This window comes from Serratia sp. NPDC078593, assembly GCF_050268245.1.
Taxonomy (GTDB): domain Bacteria; phylum Pseudomonadota; class Gammaproteobacteria; order Enterobacterales; family Enterobacteriaceae; genus JBNNGK01.
Genome location: NZ_JBNNGK010000005.1, coordinates 118,779 through 138,892, shown reverse-complemented (window position 1 = coordinate 138,892; position 20,114 = coordinate 118,779). Strand labels below are relative to the sequence as shown.

Here is a 20,114-nt window from a genome sequence, read left to right as displayed (position 1 = left end):
CGCACGCCATAATGCAGATTATACGCATACGAACGCATCACTTTTTTTCAGCAAGGATTCTGATGACAGCCGTGAGAGTGCGTATAATCTCCCGCATTATGGTTAATGGACGGACGACGGCTACCTCTGACCTGCATATTCCGCGATGCTTCCGCCGCTTCACGGCCATTTACCTCGCGCAACACAGCTGCCTCTCCACCAACAACGCCACTCACAGAGGGCTTAGGGGCTGTCCGGCGGCTCCGCTGCTCCATTCGGCTCTGCGAACAGCGTGCTAATATCCCGTGAGCCATGAAGCAACCTTTCTATACGCACTTCCGTGTCAAGCACCCTGAACACGATGAGGTAGCGTCCACAAGCACAGCTTCTGACGCTGTGCCCCAGCTCCGGCCTTTCTCTGTAGATTACTGGGGACTCTGCTATCAGCAGGCACTGCTGGTACAGCTCTTCCGTGAAGCTCACCGCACGCACCGGATTATCCTGCGCGATATAGTCACCGATGGCTTCCATATCCTGCTCTGCCAGAGGCGATATACCCAGTTTCATTACGCTTTACCGCCTCCAGCCATACGCCGGTATTTTTGTGACAGACGTCCGAACACCTCTTCAGCGTTTTTGCTTTCACCGCTGTTTATCCCTGCGCTGACCGCTTTCTGCAGTGTTTCAAGTTTCATCTGCTGCTCCCGTTCTTCCAGTGCCCTGAGTCCTGCACGGATCACCTCACTGGTGTTGTTATACCGTCCGCTCTCTATCTGTTCACGGATGAACGCTTCGAAGTAAGGGCTGAGCGCTACGCTGGTTGGCATGGTCGTTTCTCCATTCGGATTACTATCAGTTATTAACTATTAGTATACCGCTTCATTCTTCTTCGGCAACGTCCGGCTTTGGGCTGTCCCGCTGCTCCCCCGGATGCGATTCTGAGGACGACTTCTGGCTGCCCAATTCCGTTTCTGACGCGCTGTTGAGCGTGACGTCGTTTTTCGCCTGTAGCGCCAGCGCCCCCTGCTCACTGTGCAAGGTGCTGCCCGTCACCGTCACATCCCCTTCGCGGGCGATCACCGTCACCCCTTGCTGGCCGCTCAGGGTACTGCCGACCACCGTGTCACGCGTGGTTTCCTGTTCCCGCTGGCTTTTGGTTTTGCCCACGCGGGTGTGCTCACTGTCACGATCGTGGGTCTGCTGACGCGCCGCGTTGATCGCCACGTTCTCCCCGCTCAGGCCAATACTGCCCGAGGTGCTGTCAACCTGCGCCCCCTCGGCCAGCAGGTTGTTGCCCGCAATCAACGTCACGCTCTGCTCGCCACTCAACGTACTGAGCACTAACCGATCCTCCTCACGGCTGTTACTCACCGACGAGGTGCGGCTGTTGGCCTCCAGGTGGGTACGGTTGGTGGTGCTTTCCGTCTGGATCGTCAGATCCCGGCCCGCCTGCACGCCCAGTTGCCCGCCCGCGCTGGCCTGGCTGCCTTTCAGGCTGATGTCCTGCCCGGCTTTCAGCGTCAGGTTGTTACCGGCATTCAGCGTGCTGCCCAAAGCCTGCTGCCACTCGCCGCCCACCTGCGCCATCCGCTCGCCGGCCGTTTCCATCCCGCTGCTGGTGCGGTTCCCCATCGCACCGGAGATCACCTGCAGATCGGCCAGATGGCTGCTTTTCGCCGCGCCGATGTCCAGATTGTTGCTGGCGCTCAGGCTCAGGTTATGTGTTGCATCCAGTTTTGCTCCTTGCAACGTAATATTGGTGCCGCTGAGCGTGATATCGTTGGCGCTCATGCTGGCCTGCCGCAGCGCATCCTGCAGGTTGGTGCTCAGCGTCAGGCTGTCTGCCTGCACGTTAATGCTGTCGGCACAGACACCGACTGCCGTCCGGTAAGTTTCAACACCTGTTTGGTACGGGATAACGGCGAGTTGATCATCGGCGGCAACTGGATCATTGAATCCAGCATAGCCAACGCGGAACAACTTGAGGTGACCGCTGCGCCCGGTGTACACCGGTTACGGCAGCGGGAAGAGGGAGGATTTAGGGCTTAGAAGCAAAGTTCCCGGACAGTTGGCCGGGAACTTAGTCAAAACTAGTTTTATATAGCATCCTTATTTGGAAGCTTTATCAATACATTACTAACAGTTCCTCTGTTTAAAATAGTTCTTTTGGCTGTATTCCCATAATCCGAACTATATATTAGGCATTCTTTATCATTATCAATAGGATAATAAAACAAATAAAATCCTGTATCAGCTATCTCAAGGGGGCTTAAAAAAACTCCCATTTGTTCTAAATCTGGAAGGTCAAGGTCTTCAGGGTCATTATCAAGTAGCATACCATGTGAGTGAGCCAGTTTTTTTAACAGACCATTATCATCCATTGACATATCCAACCCTTTATTTGGGCAGCTTATCACTTCTTGATAACTATCTTTCAGATAGTCCATAGCCATAGACAATGTATAATTAGATCCTCTAGCTGGATATATTTCATCTTCTATGAAAAAAATAAAAACCCCATATTTCCAATACTCATCATCTGTTTTTTCTAACAATTCATAAAAAACAGCAAATTCATAAGGTTTTCCAAATATCATTACTTACCCCTTAATTCTTTAATTTCTCTATTAAAAGAACCTAACTCTCTATTACCTAATGCATTTTTTCCATCGCCAGTGCTACCACTCCAGTGGTACGAACCTGTGCCATCTTTGCTAGTATTAAAGAACCTATGTATGTTTCCATCACTATCAATAGACAACCTTACTTTGGGATCTTTCGTTGCAATAGAGTGTTCAAAGAGATCTAAAGAGTTTCTTGGTTCAATGCCTGCATTAGGCCTAAACCCTTGAGCTCCGGGAGTATGCTTAGTATTTGACTCAATCTTTAATCCATTACTGGCAGTTGTCGCTTCCGGTATTGGTAATCTTGGATCATAGCCCTGACTTTCCATGTGAGTTGGTAAATCAGAAGCACCTTCTGTGTTACCTGTATTGCTTGGTAATTGCTCTACAGACTGATCACCACCAGTGTGATTTGGGCCGGTATTAATCTGGCTACCGCTATTACCGGTATGATTCGGCCCAGTATTGACCTGACCATGACTGTTCCCGGTATGATTTGGCCCGATATTAACCTGACTATCATTATTCCCTGTATTCGACGGTGCATATTTATCCTGAAGCGAACTCAGATACTTACCGGTGATCTCGTCGTTACCCATCATTTTCAGGGTGATCAGGTGATCCAAATCCTCCGCTGACATCTTATCTGCGATCTCTTTCGCAACAACGCCAGTGATACCCGCTTTAACACCGATTTCAAGAACCTGTGCAGCTACTTTACTGCGACAGGGGGCTGCAATGGCGCATCCTTCAACCAGCGCTTTACCCAGCAAGTTATTCTCCACCGCATTCTTACCCGCCTGCCCGCCGGCAACCGCATCCGTACTGCTGTCGCCCACTATACCACCCGCCAGCCCCGCCGCAAGCGTCGACAACGCACTGATATTCTGCTTCTGCTCCTCACTCAGATTTTCCGGTTTCACATCGGGATACAACTGCCCCGCCAGATAACGCGCCGCCAGTTCGCCACCGGCTGCACCCGCTGCACCTGCCGCCGCGCTGTTGCCGCTCATTTCTGCCGCTATCGCACCCCACACCGCATGGGCAAGCACGTTCGCCGTCTTATCCGTTCCCGTGTATTTCTTTATCTGCTCCGCCGCATACGGGCTTAACCCGCCCGCTACAGCCTGTGCAATATCGCCACCCGCCAGACCTTGCAACGCCGACGTCACCGCCTGTGCCGCTTTCTGAAAATCGCTACCCATGCCATATCGCTTCATTGCATCCTGGTAGGTTGGTGTTTCACGCAGCATCTTGGCGTAGGCTTCTTTATCCGCTACCGTCGCGTTCTCCGGCAACGGCTTGCCGCCATTATTGAGATATTCCTCCCGCGCGGCTTCCAGACCGTTGATATCCCCCTGCGTCCGCACGATGTCCATCGCCTGACCGCCAATCTCCCCTATCAGCTGCGCCTCTTTCAGCCGGTTTTGCTCCTTCTCCTTGTCAAATATCTGGCCGATGCTGCCGTTCGCATTCTCCGTGTCGCGGCTCAGGTCGTTCACGTCCTGCTGCTGATTCGCCGTGTCACGGATTATCAGACTTCCTTCCGATACCACCGACTGCGTCGTTCCCTCCGCATGCCCGCTGTTATTCGCCCCCGCCAGCGACAGGTTATTGCTGTTCGACAACACATTGCCGAGCAGACTGCCGCCGGTACTCAGGCTGCCTCCCGAGTGCTCGGTCTTGAAGTCCGCCTGATTCTCGATGTTCTCAAAGCCCAGCGTGCCCGTATCCAGCTTATTCTTGTCCGCCGCAGCCGTGCTCCCTATCACCGCGCCATCAAGCTGGGTGTGGTTGCCCACGCTGATATCAAAGCCACCCTTGCCCGCAAAGATACCCGTCTGCTCCTGCACGCTGTCGTAGTTGCTGTGCAGTTTGTCGCGGCTCACCGACGCCTGTAATCCCCCAGCTCCCGCCGTCAGCGGCACCGAGATACCCCCCGAGGTGCTGTTCTGCTTCGCGTCGTAACGGTCGCTGTCCTGCTGGCTGCTCAGCGTCAAATCTCGCCCCACCTCCATCACCACCGTCTCGCCGCTCACCTGTGCTCCCGTCAGCGTGGTATCCCGTCCGCTGCTCACGTTCACCGTGCCGCCGCTTGAGACCGTCGTTTCCGACCACTGCGTGCCGTTGCCCTGCTCCTTACCCCGGCTCTGGTTGGCATTCGCCGAGGCCGCCACCCCCGCCGTCGTCACGTCCACGCCCACCCCAAACCCGCTGCTGCTGTTTTTGCCGCTGCTCTGTTGCGTGTTGGCCGCGCCGCTTAACTGCACGTCGCGCCCGGCGCTCAGCTGGGTGTCGCCCCCGGCCTTCAACTGGCTGCCGGCGATAACAATATCACCGCTCCCCGCGCCGCCACCTTTGCCCGTCGCCGTGATGGACAGATTATTCCCCGCCGTCAGCGTCGAGCCGCTCACCGTGCTGGACTGCGAATGCGATTCTGAGGACGACTTCTGGCTACCCAGCGAAGCACTCACCCCCACCGTGTTCGTCACGTCACCGCCCTTCGCCTGCTCCAGCGCCACCGCCTGCCCGGCCTGTACTCCTGACAGCGCCGCCTTGGTGCCTTGCAGCGCCTGCAGGCGGCCACCGCTCTCTTTGCGCGCCTGTTGCGCCGTGTTCACCGCCGTATTCAGCGCGCCACCCGCCGCACCCGACAGCGCCACGCTCAGCCCGCTCTGTTTGCTCTCGAATGTCTCCGTGCGAGTGCGCTTATCGTAGCCCGGGTCGATCTGTACGCTGTCGCCGCTCAGGGTCATATCTTTGCCGGCCACCAGATCCGCCCCGCCGATATGCACCGTCTTGCCCGCCGTGATGTTCACATTCCCCTGGCTGCTGCCCACCGTGCTGACACTCTGGCTCTGCGTCGTGCCTTGCTCATCGATCTGATGCCGGCTCGACTGGCTGCCTATCGTAAAGCCCAGACCGCCACCGCTCAGCAACCCGCTCTTTTTCTTCTCTTCCAGCAGGTAGTGCGATTCGCTTTCGGTCGCCGCCACAATCGATACGTTGTTCCCCGCTTGCAGGTTCACATCATGATCGGCCGCAATAGCCGAACCGCTCAGCGTCACATCATTCCCCGCGCTGATGCTCACGCTGTCGCCGCTCAGCAGGCTGCCCTGCTCGGTGGTCACCCGGTCGTTGCTAACCGTATGGCTGCTTTTTTTATTCAGGAAACCTTTCTTCTCCGAGCGTGATTCCGAGAAGCGAGACTCCGTTTCGGACGCGCTGTTGATCGTCACGTCGTTCTTCGCCTGTAGCGCCAGCGCCCCCTGCTCACTGTGCAAGGTGCTGCCCGTCACCGTCACATCCCCTTCACGGGCAATCACCGTCACCCCTTGCTGGCCGCTCAGGGTACTGCCGACCACCGTGTCACGCGTGGTTTCCTGTTCCCGCTGGCTTTTGGTTTTGCCCACGCGGGTGTGCTCACTGTCACGATCGTGGGTCTGCTGACGCGCCGCGTTGATCGTCACGTTCTCCCCGCTCAGGCCAATACTGCCCGAGGTGCTGTCAACCTGCGCCCCCTCGGCCAGCAGGTTGTTGCCCGCAATCAACGTCACGCCCTGCTCACCACTCAGCGTACTGAGCACTAACCGCTCCTCCTCACGGCTGTTACTCACCGACGAGGTGCGGCTGTTGGCCTCCAGGTGGGTACGGTTGGTGGTGCTTTCCGTCTGGATCGTCAGATCCCGGCCCGCCTGCACGCCCAGTTGCCCACCCGCGCTGGCCTGGCTGCCTTTCAGGCTGATGTCCTGCCCGGCTTTCAGCGTCAGGTTGTTACCGGCATTCAGCGTGCTGCCCAGTGCCTGCTGCCACTCGCCGCTCACCTGCGCCATCCGCTCGCCGGCCGTTTCCATCCCGCTGCTGGTGCGGTTCCCCATCGCACCGGAGATCACCTGCAGATCGGCCAGATGGCTGCTTTTCGCCGCGCCGATGTCCAGATTGTTGCTGGCGCTCAGGCTCAGGTTGTGCGTCGCATCCAGTTTTGCTCCTTGCAACGTAATATTGGTGCCGCTGAGCGTGATATCGTTGGCGCTCATGCTGGCCTGCCGCAGCGCATCCTGCAGGTTGGTGCTCAGCGTCAGGCTGTCTGCCTGCACGTTAATGCTGTCGGCACGGATATCACCGCCCTGATGCAAGAACTGGTTGGCATCGATACCGAGCGCCCGATCGGCAAACAGGTTACCGGCGTTATTAATGCTGCCCGCCGACAGTTGCAGATTGCCGCCGCCGATCACCGCGCCGTCGCCCGTCAGTTTTAGCGTGGTATTGGCCAGATACACTTTTGGCACCCACACCGTCTGCGGCCCGTTGGCCGTGTCGACCGTTTCACTCACCAGCCAGACGATGTCCTGCTGCAAGGCGGCAATTTGCGACGGCGTCAGCGCCACGCCCGGCACCAGATGGAAATCCTGCGCCACCTTAACACCGTTGTTCATCAACGATTGATATTGCGCCATTGCGTCTTCACCGCGCACTGACTGCCGCCCGGTGAGTTTTAACACCTGTTCACGCACCAGACGCTGCTCGTAGTAGCCATCCCCCAGACGCTTGTGCACCTGGCTCGGATCATAGCCCACCCGCTCCAGCATATAATCGCTGCTGATGAATTTGCCCTTGTCGGCAAAGCGCGGATCGGTCACCACCAAGAATGGGCTGTCTGGCGCCGTTTGTTGTTGGAACAGCGCATTATTTGGGATATTGGTCGAAACCTGGCCCAAATGCTGTTGTTCCGTCAGCGCCAATTCACCTGGCAACAACGGACGCCCCAGCGGCGAGGTTGCACCAGATTCGGCCTCCGATGCCTGACCGCCCGGTGCAAGCTGAGTATCACCAGATTGCCACTCCCCACCTTCCACGTTAACGCCCAGCGGATTACGTTCCCATTCGGCCCGTTCGGCTTCCGCCGCTTTTTGCGCCGCTTCCACGCTGCTAATTTGCGCCTGATTAACCGTGGTGTTGGTGATGCTGGCGCCCTGAATACTGACGTTACCATTGCCAGTGATGATGCCATCGATGGTGCTCAGCGCGGTGGTTTCATCGCGATTAAACGTCGGATGCCAATGGTTAGTATCTTGGTCATAGTGATCGTAAATATATTCTTGACGTCGCTCATTAACCGAGTAGCCCTTGTTAACCACATCGCCACGTCCGTCAATCGTCAGGTTACCGTTGGCACTGATGGTGCTGGCATCATTTAACAACTGTTTACCGATATGCAGCGCCATGTTGCCACCCGACAACAGGAACGCGCCTACGCCCGCCGACACCAGTTTGTCGGTGGTGACCGTACCGGTAGCCGTGCGCTCACGGAAGTTATTGTAATCAGTAACAAAGGGGGCGGAAGCGATATCAACATGCTTTTCAGGATCCCACTGTTCAATACGCCCACGATCATGCTCTCGCCATACCGTGTTGTGATACGGTGTCGGTACCGAATCCTGCCGGAAGCCGCGCGTTTCATAAAACGTCATGTCGTAGCTGCCATCCACGTTCGGAGTAAGCGCTAAATAATTCACCCACACACTAACCAACTGCCCTTTATTATCTTTCACCTGTACTTCCGCTCGCTTGCCTGCGGCGTCAATGTTTAACAAGGTGCCATACGGGTTACTGCTTGCCGCCGCATCATCGCGGAAGGTCAATTGTTGGGTGGTCGGTGTCATATTGCTGACATCGGGATCCGTCGTGGATCCATAAGATCGCCAGTAATAATTGTAACGGTGCCATTTGTAATCGCTGGTTTCCGCTTCACGCTCAATTTCCAACCCTTCGCGCAGGTTTTCAAAGCGCGCAGCCGTCAAGGCCAGATCGCCCTCCGCTTCGATATTGCTGGCACGGTTTTCAATCAGGCCGTCACTGGTAAGCTGTAGGCTATCAGCGCTGTAAATGAACCCGCGGTCGCGGTTAGTCAGGCGCTCGCTCGTCTGTAGGTTTAACCGTTGGGTCGCCGCCATTACCGCTTCACGGCCGTGGTTGTCGATAATCCGCCCCTGTGCGGTGATGTCATCCCCCATCAGCGCCCCGCTGTTATCCAGCGTATCAACCTTGAGCGTCATGCGGTCGGCCTCTAACCGCCCCTGATTCAGCAACGCCCCGGTGGTCAGGTGCAGCGTTTTACCCACCAACGATCCCAGGTTAGTCAAATGCGCACTGTTAATCGTCAGGCTACCCGGCAGCAACCAGTCCGTAAGGTTGGTGAGCACACCCGAAACGCTGAAGTTAACCGCGGTATTACTGTTGATGGTATCGCCCATCCGATGGGTGTAATCCTGTTGAACCGCCAGCGTCAACGCCCCTTGGCTGAGTAAGGTCCCCCCTAAATTATCCAGCGTTCGGGTATTGATGTTGAGTGTGTCACCGCTTTGCACCAACCCCTGTTGGTTGAGCAGTGACAACATCGATGCCGTGCGCGCGCCACTGGCATTGATACTGAGCGCACCGTTAGCCAGAATACGCCCCTGACGGTTATCCAAGGTTTCCAACCGCGTTAACCTCAGGCTGCCCGCACTCTGTAAGCGCCCGGCGTAATTATCAAGCTGACGCGCGCTGATGTCCGTGTCGGTGGTGCCCAGTAATAATCCGCCGTCACGGTTATTCAGCCGATCGGTTTGTACCACCAGCGCATCCTGGCTGCTGAGCGTGCCTTGGGTGCTGTTATCGAGTTGATCGGCGTTGATCTGCAACTTACCGGTTGAGACCACTTGCCCCGTCTGGTTGGCTATCTGCCCGCTCTGCAAGGTCAACGCATTACCACTGTGAATTTTACCCTGCTGGTTATTCAACACATCGGCGCGGTAAACGCCCACGCCCTGACTGATAAATGTGCCCTTGGCGTTGTCAATCTGCTGAGCGGTCAACGCTATGCCACCACGGCTGCTGAACACCCCTTGCTGGTTAGCGATACGATTCGCGGCGATCTGTTGGTCGCCATTGCTGCGCACCGCACCGGCGGTATTGTCGAGCAGCCCTAGGATACGTAACCCCAGTTGTTGCTGGCTGTCTAACGCGCCACCTTGGTTCAGCAACGTCTCAGCGTTCAGTTGCAGCCCCTCACCGCTTTGTACCCGCCCCTGACGGTTATCCAGCGCGTGGTGAAGGCTAAGAAGCATCTGTTTTTGGCTGTAGATCAAACCATTTTGTGTGTTGTCTGCAGCTTGTGCCTGCAACACCAGTGCGTCACCCGCCAGTAACTGGCCGCCGGCGTTTTTCAACTGCCCGATAGACGCACCGTCAGCCCGGCCTTGTACGTCGAGTTGCCCCTGCGCACTGATTTTACCGGCGCGGTTATCCACGTCTTGTGCCACCCGCAGTGCCAGATCGCCCGCCGACTGCCATGTACCCTGTCGGTTATCCAACGTGTCGGCGGTAAGTTGGCTCTGCTGTTGGCTTTGTATGCTGCCTTCGCGGTTGTCAACGTGTTGGCTAACCGCAGCCCAGCCGCCTTGGCTCCCCATCCAGCCTTGCAGGTTATAGATATCCTGCGCCTGCAAGGTCTGCGACAGCTTGCTAAAGATACGGCCATGGCCATTGTCTAAGCTGCGCGTGAACTGCATATCCAAGGTATCCAGCGCTTGAATAACCCCTTGGGCGTTGCGCAGGCTGTCGGCCACGATGTGCGTTTTACCGTTCCCGGTCAGTTTGCCGCCTTGGTTGTCCCAGGCACCAGTCAGGTTGAGCGCCAGCTCGCCTTGACTCTGGATGATCCCATTTTGGCTATTGACCAATTGCCCGCCGTTCAGGCGCAAATCGCCGCTGCTCAACAGCATACCGCCGGTATTATTAAACAGGCTATTCGCGCCGCCTTGCCAGTGCAGGCTGTTCTGTGCCGTCAGAGTGCCGCCCTGATTATTCACCTCGCCACGGGTATCGAGCGCCAGCGCACCACCGGACTGCAACTTGCCCTCGCTATTGTTGAGCTGGCTCACGGATGCCGTGACCTGCTTGCCCCCCTGCGCCATCCCCGCACGGTTATCCCAGCCGCCCTCGCTGCGGATACTCAACCGCTCACCCGCTTCCAACAGCCCTTGTTTGTTGTCCAACGACTGTCGCGCATGCACATCCAGCCCCCGCTGGGCGATCACCTTACCCTGCGCGTTATCCAAGCGCTGTGCATTCAGTTGCAGTGTGGAGCCGCTGATTTCCCCCGACGGGTTATTAATCGCATCGGCAGCTTGCAAGGTTAACTGTCCACCAGACAACAATTTACCTTCACCGTTGTGCAGGTTCTGTGCCGCGATGGTGAGCTGCTTGCCACCCTGCGCGGTGCCGCCGCGGTTATTAATGTCACCGTCGCTGCGGACGTTCAACGTGTCGCCTGCGGCCAATAACCCTTGCGTATTGTCCAGCGCCTGTTTGGCCGTGAGGTTCAGTTCCTGCTGCCCGATTGCTTTACCCTGCGCGTTGTTTAGCCGCTGTGCTTGTAGGTTCAGCGTCTTAGCGCTGATCTCCCCAGCACGATTATCAATAGCAGCCGAGGCATTCACGGTAAGCCGTTGCCCAGACAACAGTTTACCCGCGCCGTTATCAATATTACGTGCGCTGAGCGCCAGCTGTTTATCGCCCTGTACCGTGCCGCTGCGGTTGTCGATATCACCGTTGGTGTGAACATTGAGTGCCTCACCCGCGCCGATCAGGCCATGCTGGTTGTTCACCCCGTCCCGCGCTGTCAGCTTCAGGTTGCCCCGGCCGATCAGTTGCCCTTGGGTATTATTCACCTGCTGAGCGGTCAGTTGCAGCTGTTCGCCGTTGATGTCACCGCTGCGATTATCCAATGCGCCCGCCGCATTCAGCGTCAGTTGGTTGCCGGCCAGCAGTTTACCCTGCCCATTGTCAATATCTGCCGCCGCGTTCACGGTCAAGGCGGATTGGCTTTTCACCGTGCCGGACTGATTGCTCAGACGCCCGGCCTCCAGCGTCAAGTTGCCGTTCGCACCCAGCATCCCACCGTTATTATTGACGGTGTTGCTCACCCGCCAATGTTGATCGGCGGCGTCAAGCGCCACCATACGCCCGCGCAGGTTGGTTAACGCGGCAGCGTTCAGGCTCAGTTGTCGGGCTTCAATAGTGCCGTCGGTATTATCCAATTGGCCGGTTAAGGCAAAACGGTTTTCTCCGCTGCCCACCTGGGACCAAGCGGCGCCCTGATTGAACAGGTTGTTGCCGGAAACGTCCCAGCGGCCTGCCCGGATCTGTGCCTGCTGCGCATCGATATCACCCGCGGTCGCCACGCTAACCTGTTCACTGTCGATTTTCGCTTGCTGCATACCTACGCCGCCACCCTGCGCGCTGAGCGTGGTTTGGCGCGCGGCGAGCTGCGCCTGCCCGACATCAACCCGATGCCCGCTGACATCGACCTTTTTCTTGCTCAGCAGGCTGCCGCTGGCCAGCACATCACCCTGGCTTTTCAGCGTTAAGTTCGCCTCGTGCGTCAATTGGCTGTTGGTATTGCTGCCCGCCAGCAAATGCCCACGGCTTTGGATCCCGCGAGCCGCCTCAATGTGTACATCGCTCACCGCCGCCAACGTGCCGGACTGATTCACTTGGCCTTCACGGCTTTGCACCGTTAGCTTGCCGCCACTGTGCAGTTTGCCGTGATAGTCGAGGGACTCTTTCGCCGCCAGTGAGATGTCGCCCCCCGCCTGCGTCACGGCGTCTTTCTGCGCGGACTGCCAGCTAAGTTTACCTTCACTGCTCACCGTCAGCGTTTTCGCTGCCTGTAGGTGCCCGCCTTGATTGCGTACCCCAACGCCCGCTTCGGTACCGATCATGCGAATATGGCCGCTGTACATACCGCCCATTTGGCCCATATCTATCGCCAGCTCTGGCTTTTTATCGTCAGCCCCCAGCGGGGTCACCGTCTTGCCGTCTGCGCTAATGTGATTACGCCCTGCGGTCACCGATAGACCGTCTTTCGCCCACACACCCGCGTTCACCTGAACCGCCCGCGCCAGTATGTCGACGTATTCGGTATCGTGGCGCGCATCGCCATTCAGACCACCGCCTTCAATACGAACCACCCCACGCTCGACCTGATAACCCGCGAGGCTACCGTCCGCATTCAATTGCGGTTTACCGGTAGTGAGCGTCATCCGCCCGGCATTAATAGTTCCACAGCCGTTACAGATGATCCCGGATGGGTTAGCGACAATGACCTGTGCCTTTCCGCCAGCGACTTCTAAAAAGCCGCGTAACTGGCTCGGGTTGTTGCTGTTGACTTCGTTCAGAATGACGCGCGCAGGCGCAGAGTTAGGGTTAAGGTTTGGGTTGCCTTGGATCATTCCCGCCAGTTGTGTCGAGGTCATCCCCGCGGAGTTGTTGAGGATCGCGCCTTGCTTACCCACATCAAACTGCTGATATTTGTTATGCGATAAACCAGCCTGATTCGGCGCAGTAATGTTGACCTGCGGCAAACCGTTCTGGGTGGCGATAACCTCCGGGCGATGAGCGGCGCCCGCCTGCCCGTCGGCAACGATACCATTCGCTAGCACCGGTTCCGTGAATAATGCCAGCCCAATAAACCAGACGGCGCGGCGTACCGTCACCCACAGGCGAGCGCCACCCGTGCCACGGCTCTGCCCCGGCATGGTGCTACAGCTGCGCGCCAGCTCTGATACCACCCGCAACTCACCTTGAGTACGGCTGAAAATAATGCGATAGCAATGTTTGTTCATTGGGCGACATCCTGTGTCAAAGTTTGGTGCAATCAATAAAAAGGGTTTGGCGGCGCACTTTGGCCTTCACCGCTAAATTTGCAGGTTGATACTGAACCCGGCCGTCACGCCTGACGTCGAAAATGCCTCAGGTTTATACAGCGGCAGGCCAGCAAACAGGTCGTAACTCACGCGTTGCCACAGCGCACCGCGAACCCCCAGCACGCTGCCAGCTAATTGCCGCCCGGCCAGATGGCGGGTGCCTGGGCCATCAACCCGGCCGTAATCAACGCCCCAATACAGCTCATGACCACGGGCAAAAACATTCCACGCCAGCTCATTACGCCAGATCAGCCCCTTCTCACCGGATAAGCTCTGTTCGCCATCAAATCCGCGTACGGTATAGCGCCCACCGATAGCCAGACGATCTTGTGGCGTCAGAGGATCATTGCTCCATTGCCCACGCACGCTGACGTTGTAACGCCAAGGTTGTGTGGCCCATTGGAACGGCAGATTCAAGCTGGCATCCGCCATCAGCATACTGGGGCGGGATGTTCCGCCGTTATAGGCTTCTTCCGGTGCAGGGATGGCGCCAAAGGCACCGGTGCCGCGTCGCCAATTGAGGTTGGCATCCAGCGTCGCGCTACCGAGATAACTGCGTTGATTCAGACCCAGCTCCCAGCCTGCGGTGCGCCGCTGCTGCTGATCAAGCATGATGTCGTCGACAGCGTTGGTGGAATGACGGCGATAAGCGCGCACATTGAGGGTGGTTTTGTGCGATTGATTGCGGAACAACAAGCGCGATACCGTCAACTGCGTATTCTCACTGCGGCCGCTATAGGTCAACGTCTCGTTGGCATTGGCGATATTTTGGTAATAGTTGTAGTCGTTATAATTGGCGGAAAAGCTCCAATAGCCCATCGGGATGGTGTAGTTGACGGTATTGGAACGGCTGTCGTAAGGGCCGTTGCGGAACAAGCTTCTGCCTACGTTGACATAAAACAGATCGTTTTGCGCAAACGGCGCGTCAATCGACAATGTCGCCGAACCTTGATATTTGCCGGTACTCTTTGCACCACTGTCGTCCAGCCCAAGGCTGAGATGGAATGGGCGGCTTTCTTGCCAGACGATTTGTAAATCGCTGGTCGCCTCTTTTTCCCCCGGTACAATCTTGATATCGGCCTCAACGTTGGAGACACGTTTGAAGTTTTCCAGCGCTTGCTCAATGTCGCGTAGGTTCAGAATATCCCCGGCGCGGGCGGGCATAGCATTCCATAACCGGGCGCGATACGACACCGGTTCCACAAAATGAATACGGCCAATACGGCCAGGTTGCAACGTGAGCGTAAATTGGCCATGAGTCAGATCCTGCTCCTGCGCCATCACCCGCGTGGTGACATAGCCTTTCTCCAGCAGCGCATTTTGCACCTTATTGATAACCAACAAGATCCCTTGCGATCCTAAACAGCGGCCTTTCGCACCCTCTGCCGCCTTCAGCGCCCATTGGAAACGCGGGGCTGATTCCCCTTCCAAACGCAGAGTGTTAATCGGGAAACACGGGGACTCATCGGTAGGATAATCAGGCAACGCGGCGCTCGGGCGCGTGAGGCGAATATCCTTATCAGGGGCATTTTGTTGCTGTAACGCTCGCTCCCGTTGCTGTTGGCGTATTTGTTCTTGCGCATCAATCGCGGCGGCTTGCTCAGGCAGAGATGGCGAAAGCATATTGGCCGAAACTGATGCTACGGGTTGGAAGACCAGGCAGACAAGGCCAGCCAGGCAGTGCTGATAACGACGGTTCATCCCTGATACCTTTAAAAATGTAAATATATCACGCGGTGGTTTTTCGGCATTTTAGGGAGTACAGCAATAATCAACAAGCAATAATCGCCGCATAACCTATTGAACTAACGAGAAATGATAAGAAAAGTCCCATTTGATATGAAATTAAATTATATTAAATGTTAATAATGATTTGATTAATTTTTTAAATTATCGGGTATCTAGCAGGATATGCTGAATTCAATGAATGTGACATGATTATTCTAAATATGTTTAAACGTAACAGTCTGCTGTAGGCTGGGCGTGATGACAGGTGGCGAGTCCGGAGTGGCACGTTATTCACCGCATAAATTGTAGAATGATTGCCGGGCGCGGCATGCCACGCCCCTACGCAGCAATCCCGCGCAACGCGGTACCACCCGCTACCAGCGCCCGCGTAGTGGCCGGGCATGCCCGGCCAGCCTGTCGATAGTACCCATCTTCAAACGGGCGTTGCATGCCACGCCCCTACGGATAAGCCCCCGGCGTTCCATTCACCCTGCGGTCATGTTCACCGTCGTAGTGGCCGGGCATGCATGTCGATAGTATCCATCATCAAACGTGCGCGGCATGCCACGCCCCTACGGATAAGCCCCCGGCGTTCCATTCACCCAGTGGTCATGTTCACCGTCGTAGTGGCCGGGCATGCCCGGCCTGCTGCTAGCAGTGCGCCCTCGAAGCCAAACCGGACGGATCTGTTGTTAAACCGCAAGACAGCACGCGCGGGGATGACGTTACCTTGATTAGCCGTTACTCTATGCGGCTACTGCTTTGAACTGTCACTCAGGAAGCGATTATGTCCCACGTTGAATACCCCCGCATCGGCGGTTGGTTGTTAGCCCCTTTGGCCTATCTGATCGTCACACTGCTCAGCGCCAGTTTAATGCTGTTGCTTTACGGTATGGCGATTGTCATGCCAGAATCACGTGACTATTTGATGACCAATGCACAGGCATTTAGCACCCAATGGTATTTCTCTGTTTTTACCACGCTGGTGATGTGGTTGTTTACCCTGCAATTGTTGTGGCTGTTTTGCCATCGCTCACGCCGTTTCCCAAAGTTGTTCCTGATATGGCTCTTGATCACTGTGCTGCTAGCCATCAAAGCGTTTGCCTTTTCGCCCATTCCCGATGAGCTGGCGGTACGAAGCCTGGGTTGGCCACTGTTAATGGCGGTAATTTTTGTGCCCTACATCAAACGCTCAAAGCGGGTTAAAGGCACCTTTACCCAGTAATTCCGTTGGTGAAAGCACGATTTGCACGCTCAACTGTCCATTTTTTGGCCAGCAAATACTGAAAAAGGTATTATCATTGCAATTCATATGTTGTCGTTATACGGCTGATTCCCGATAATAAGCCGCTTTTCTTTTTTTAGGCGTTGCAATGACCGAATACCTGCTCCTTTTTGTCGGCACCGTACTGGTGAACAACTTTGTCTTGGTAAAGTTTCTTGGCCTGTGCCCGTTTATGGGCGTCTCCAAGAAGCTTGAGACCGCTATTGGCATGGGGATGGCGACGACTTTCGTCATGACCATGGCCTCAATCAGCTCGTGGGTCATCAACACCTTTATCTTAGTGCCGCTGGATCTGGTGTATCTGCGTACGCTGGCCTTCATTCTGGTTATCGCCGTTGTGGTGCAATTCACCGAAATGGTGGTGCGTAAAACCAGCCCGGCACTGTATCGCCTGTTAGGCATTTTCCTGCCGTTGATCACCACCAACTGTGCGGTGCTCGGCGTGGCGTTGCTCAATATCAATCTCGGCTATAATTTTCTGCAGTCCGCCGTTTACGGCTTTAGCGCCGCCGCGGGCTTCTCATTGGTGATGGTCTTGTTCGCCGCTATCCGTGAACGTCTGGCCGTGGCTGACGTCCCCGCGCCGTTTCGCGGCTCATCCATCGCACTGATCACCGCCGGTCTGATGTCGTTGGCATTTATGGGCTTTACCGGGTTGGTGAAATTCTAATGAGCGCATTATGGATTGCCATTGCGGCACTAAGCGCCCTTGGGTTGCTATTTGGTTTGGTGCTCGGCTTTGCCGCCCGCCGCTTTGAAGTCGAAGAAGACCCGATCGCTGAACAGGTGGATGAGATTTTACCGCAAAGCCAGTGTGGCCAGTGTGGTTATCCCGGTTGCCGGCCGTATGCCGAGGCGGTTGCCAACGGTGAAATGATCAACAAGTGTGCCCCCGGGGGCGAGCAAGTGATGCTGAAGTTGGCCGAGTTACTGAATGTCGAACCGCAGCCGTTGGGCGGTGATGATGAGGTGGCCCAGCCGATACGAAAGGTCGCTTTTATCGATGAGGCTAACTGCATCGGCTGCACTAAGTGCATTCAAGCCTGCCCGGTGGACGCTATCGTCGGTGCCACGCGGGCCATGCACACCGTGATTACCGATTTGTGTACCGGGTGCGACCTGTGCGTCGCCCCTTGCCCAACCGACTGTATCGAGATGAAGCCACTCGCCACTACCACCGCTAACTGGAAATGGGATCTACAAAGCATCCCTGTGCAAGTCATTCACGTGGAGCAACATGTTTAATCTGTTCGCCGCCTTTAAAAAAGATCGGATCTGGGATTTCGACGGCGGGATCCATCCACCGGAAATGAAAACGCAGTCCAACGGCGTTCCTCTGCGTCACGCGCCTCTGCCCGAGATCTTTATCATCCCGTTGCAACAGCATTTGGGGCCCGAGGGTGAACTGATTGTCGACGTGGGTGATTCGGTGCTGAAAGGCCAACCGCTAACCGTCGGGCGGGGCCGTACCTTACCGGTTCATGCTCCTACCTCCGGTACGGTAGTTGCTATCAAGCCCCATATTACCGCCCACCCTTCCGGCTTGGCCGAGCTGTGTGTGATCATCCGTGCCGATGGCGAAGATCGCTGGTGTGATCGCACGCCAGTAGCGGATTATCGCCAGGTGGCTGCTTCAGAATTGATTACCCGCATCCATCAGGCCGGTATTGCCGGGTTGGGTGGCGCCGGTTTCCCCACCGCCAGTAAGCTGCAAGGCGGGGCTAGCGGTGTTGAAACCTTGATTCTCAACGCCGCCGAATGCGAACCTTATATCACGGCGGACGATAGGCTGATGCAGGAACATGCCGAGCAAATTCTGCAAGGCACTGAAATTTTGCGCTACTTGCTGAACCCCAAAGTGACGCTGATTGGCATCGAAGACAATAAACCACACGCCATCGCCGCACTCAAACTGGCACTGCGAGAGCATCCGCACATTGCGTTGCGGGTGATCCCGACCAAGTATCCCTCTGGCGGCGCCAAGCAACTGACTAAAATTTTAACCGGTAAAGAAGTCCCACACGGCAAGCACTCTTCTGCTATCGGCGTATTGATGCAAAATGTCGGCACCGCTTTTGCTATAAAACGCGCCATCGTCGACGGTGAACCCTTGATTGAGCGTGTCGTGACGCTGACCGGTGAAGCATTGAGTTCCCCCGGTAATCTGTGGGCGCGCATCGGTACACCGGTCGAACACCTGTTAAAATTCGCAGGTTTCCAACCGCAACCGAAACAAATGGTGGTGATGGGCGGTCCGTTGATGGGCTTTACCCTGCCTGCGCTCAACGTTCCGATCGTTAAGATCAGCAACTGTATTCTGGCTCCCACAGTGGACGAAATGGCACCGTCAGAACCGGAGCAATCCTGCATTCGCTGTGGATTATGCGTCGACGCCTGCCCGGCCGGTTTACTGCCGCAACAGTTATACTGGTTTAGTCGCGGTCAAGAGCACGATAAAGCGCGTAATCACCATCTGTTTGACTGCATCGAATGCGGTGCGTGCGCCTACGTCTGCCCAAGCAACATTCCGTTGGTACAGTATTACCGGCAGGAAAAGTCCGAGATCAAAGCTATCGATCAGGAAGCGGCTCGCGCGGCGGAAGCCAAGGCGCGTTACGAAGCCAAACTGGCACGTATGGAGCGCGAGAAACTGGCGCGTGAAGCTCGCCATCAGAAAGCGGCGGTTAAACTGACCGATGACGATCAAAATGCGGTTCAGGCTGCGTTGGCGCGAGTGCGCAGCAAAAATACTGCCGCGGTTGGCGAAGCGAAAGGAGGCGAGGAACCGGATAACAGCGCAATGATTGCCGCACGCGAGGCGCGTAAAGCGCAGGCGCGCGAACGTAAGGCGCAGCAACAGGTTCTGGGGCAATCGCCGGCGAGTCATGACGCTCCGGCGACCGAAGATAATGGCATTAACGATCCCCGTAAAGCCGCCGTCGCAGCCGCATTGGCGCGCGTAAAGGCCAAAAAAGACGCCCAACAGTCCGAGAATACCCCCGCCTCTTCGCCTGAGCCGACGCACCCCGTAACACCAGCGGTAGAAGACGATCCGCGCAAAGCCGCCGTGGCGGCGGCCATTGCCCGCGCTAAAGCCAAGAAGGCCGCACAGCAGGCCGAAACGGCGGCACCTGAGCAAACTGCCCCGGCGACGACGGCTAGCGAGGACGACCCACGCAAAGCCGCCGTGGCGGCAGCCATCGCCCGCGTTAAAGCCAAGAAGGCCGCGCAACAGACCGAAACGGCGGCACCTGAGCAAACTGCTCCGGCGACGACGGCTAGCGAGGACGACCCACGCAAAGCCGCCGTGGCGGCGGCCATCGCCCGCGTTAAAGCCAAGAAGGCCGCGCAACAGACCGAAACGGCAGCACCTGAGCAAACTGCTCCGGCGACGACGGCTAGCGAGGACGACCCACGCAAAGCCGCCGTGGCGGCGGCCATTGCCCGCGTTAAAGCCAAGAAGGCCGCGCAACAGACCGAAACGGCAGCACCTGAGCAAACTGCTCCGGCGACGACGGCTAGCGAGGACGACCCGCGCAAAGCCGCCGTAACGGCAGCCATCGCCCGCGTTAAAGCCAAGAAGGCCGCGCAACAGACCGAAACGGCAGCACCTGAGCAAACTGCCCCGGCGGCGACGGCTAGCGAGGACGACCCGCGCAAAGCCGCCGTGGCGGCAGCCATCGCCCGCGTTAAAGCCAAGAAGGCCGCGCAGCAGGCTGAAACAGAGAGTGAGTCTTAACAGCGCCT

Annotated in this window: 10 protein-coding genes; 4 read left to right on the top strand and 6 right to left on the bottom strand. The window is 56.6% G+C overall.

The window, feature by feature from the left end; translation table 11 throughout:
- Positions 1–222 precede the first annotated feature (222 nt).
- The 6 genes from ACQKDS_RS07945 to ACQKDS_RS07920 all read right to left on the bottom strand — a co-directional run bounded on the left by ACQKDS_RS07945 (position 223) and on the right by ACQKDS_RS07920 (position 15,055).
- On the bottom strand, positions 223–546 hold the full coding sequence (locus ACQKDS_RS07945) for a type II toxin-antitoxin system RelE/ParE family toxin (protein ID WP_399668345.1): 324 nt from the start codon (positions 544–546) through the stop codon (positions 223–225).
- Entirely contained in the window at positions 546–806 is a 261-nt protein-coding gene (locus ACQKDS_RS07940) for a type II toxin-antitoxin system ParD family antitoxin (protein WP_399668348.1), read from the bottom strand. Before ACQKDS_RS07940 ends, ACQKDS_RS07945 begins: the two co-directional genes overlap by 1 nt.
- A gap of 52 nt (positions 807–858) precedes the next feature.
- A complete protein-coding gene (locus ACQKDS_RS07935) occupies positions 859–1,989 on the bottom strand; it encodes a hemagglutinin repeat-containing protein (protein WP_399668351.1) in 1,131 nt (376 codons plus the stop codon).
- A gap of 86 nt (positions 1,990–2,075) precedes the next feature.
- Positions 2,076–2,576: an immunity 42 family protein gene (locus tag ACQKDS_RS07930; protein WP_399668353.1), complete on the bottom strand. Its 501-nt coding sequence runs from the start codon at positions 2,574–2,576 to the stop codon at positions 2,076–2,078.
- Positions 2,576–13,273, bottom strand: coding sequence for a hemagglutinin repeat-containing protein (locus tag ACQKDS_RS07925; RefSeq protein ID WP_399668356.1), 10,698 nt, complete (start codon positions 13,271–13,273; stop codon positions 2,576–2,578). Before ACQKDS_RS07925 ends, ACQKDS_RS07930 begins: the two co-directional genes overlap by 1 nt.
- 72 nt (positions 13,274–13,345) lie before the next feature.
- Positions 13,346–15,055: a ShlB/FhaC/HecB family hemolysin secretion/activation protein gene (locus ACQKDS_RS07920; protein ID WP_399668359.1), complete on the bottom strand. Its 1,710-nt coding sequence runs from the start codon at positions 15,053–15,055 to the stop codon at positions 13,346–13,348.
- Positions 15,056–15,869: 814 nt separating this feature from the next.
- Here ACQKDS_RS07920 and ACQKDS_RS07915 point away from each other — a divergent pair.
- From ACQKDS_RS07915 to rsxC, 4 genes are all read left to right on the top strand, one after another.
- Complete coding sequence (locus ACQKDS_RS07915; protein WP_399668362.1) at positions 15,870–16,307, top strand: DUF2569 domain-containing protein; 438 nt, start codon at positions 15,870–15,872, stop codon at positions 16,305–16,307.
- A gap of 148 nt (positions 16,308–16,455) precedes the next feature.
- Entirely contained in the window at positions 16,456–17,037 is a 582-nt protein-coding gene (rsxA, locus tag ACQKDS_RS07910) for an electron transport complex subunit RsxA (RefSeq protein WP_399668365.1), read from the top strand.
- Positions 17,037–17,612, top strand: coding sequence for an electron transport complex subunit RsxB (rsxB, locus tag ACQKDS_RS07905; RefSeq protein ID WP_399668368.1), 576 nt, complete (start codon positions 17,037–17,039; stop codon positions 17,610–17,612). Before rsxA ends, rsxB begins: the two co-directional genes overlap by 1 nt.
- Positions 17,605–20,106: an electron transport complex subunit RsxC gene (gene rsxC, locus ACQKDS_RS07900; protein ID WP_399668372.1), complete on the top strand. Its 2,502-nt coding sequence runs from the start codon at positions 17,605–17,607 to the stop codon at positions 20,104–20,106. Before rsxB ends, rsxC begins: the two co-directional genes overlap by 8 nt.
- The last annotated feature ends 8 nt before the right edge of the window (positions 20,107–20,114 follow it).

What these genes read in the sequence shown, in the direction of transcription:
- rsxB (WP_399668368.1), top strand. Translation starts at nt 17,037, where the DNA reads ATGAGCGCATTATGGATTGCCATTGCGGCACTAAGCGCCCTTGGGTTG.
- rsxA (WP_399668365.1), top strand. Translation starts at nt 16,456, where the DNA reads ATGACCGAATACCTGCTCCTTTTTGTCGGCACCGTACTGGTGAACAAC.
- ACQKDS_RS07940 (WP_399668348.1), bottom strand. Translation starts at nt 806, where the DNA reads ATGCCAACCAGCGTAGCGCTCAGCCCTTACTTCGAAGCGTTCATCCGT.
- ACQKDS_RS07925 (WP_399668356.1), bottom strand. Translation starts at nt 13,273, where the DNA reads ATGAACAAACATTGCTATCGCATTATTTTCAGCCGTACTCAAGGTGAG.
- ACQKDS_RS07920 (WP_399668359.1), bottom strand. Translation starts at nt 15,055, where the DNA reads ATGAACCGTCGTTATCAGCACTGCCTGGCTGGCCTTGTCTGCCTGGTC.
- ACQKDS_RS07945 (WP_399668345.1), bottom strand. Translation starts at nt 546, where the DNA reads ATGAAACTGGGTATATCGCCTCTGGCAGAGCAGGATATGGAAGCCATC.
- ACQKDS_RS07930 (WP_399668353.1), bottom strand. Translation starts at nt 2,576, where the DNA reads ATGATATTTGGAAAACCTTATGAATTTGCTGTTTTTTATGAATTGTTA.
- ACQKDS_RS07915 (WP_399668362.1), top strand. Translation starts at nt 15,870, where the DNA reads ATGTCCCACGTTGAATACCCCCGCATCGGCGGTTGGTTGTTAGCCCCT.
- rsxC (WP_399668372.1), top strand. Translation starts at nt 17,605, where the DNA reads ATGTTTAATCTGTTCGCCGCCTTTAAAAAAGATCGGATCTGGGATTTC.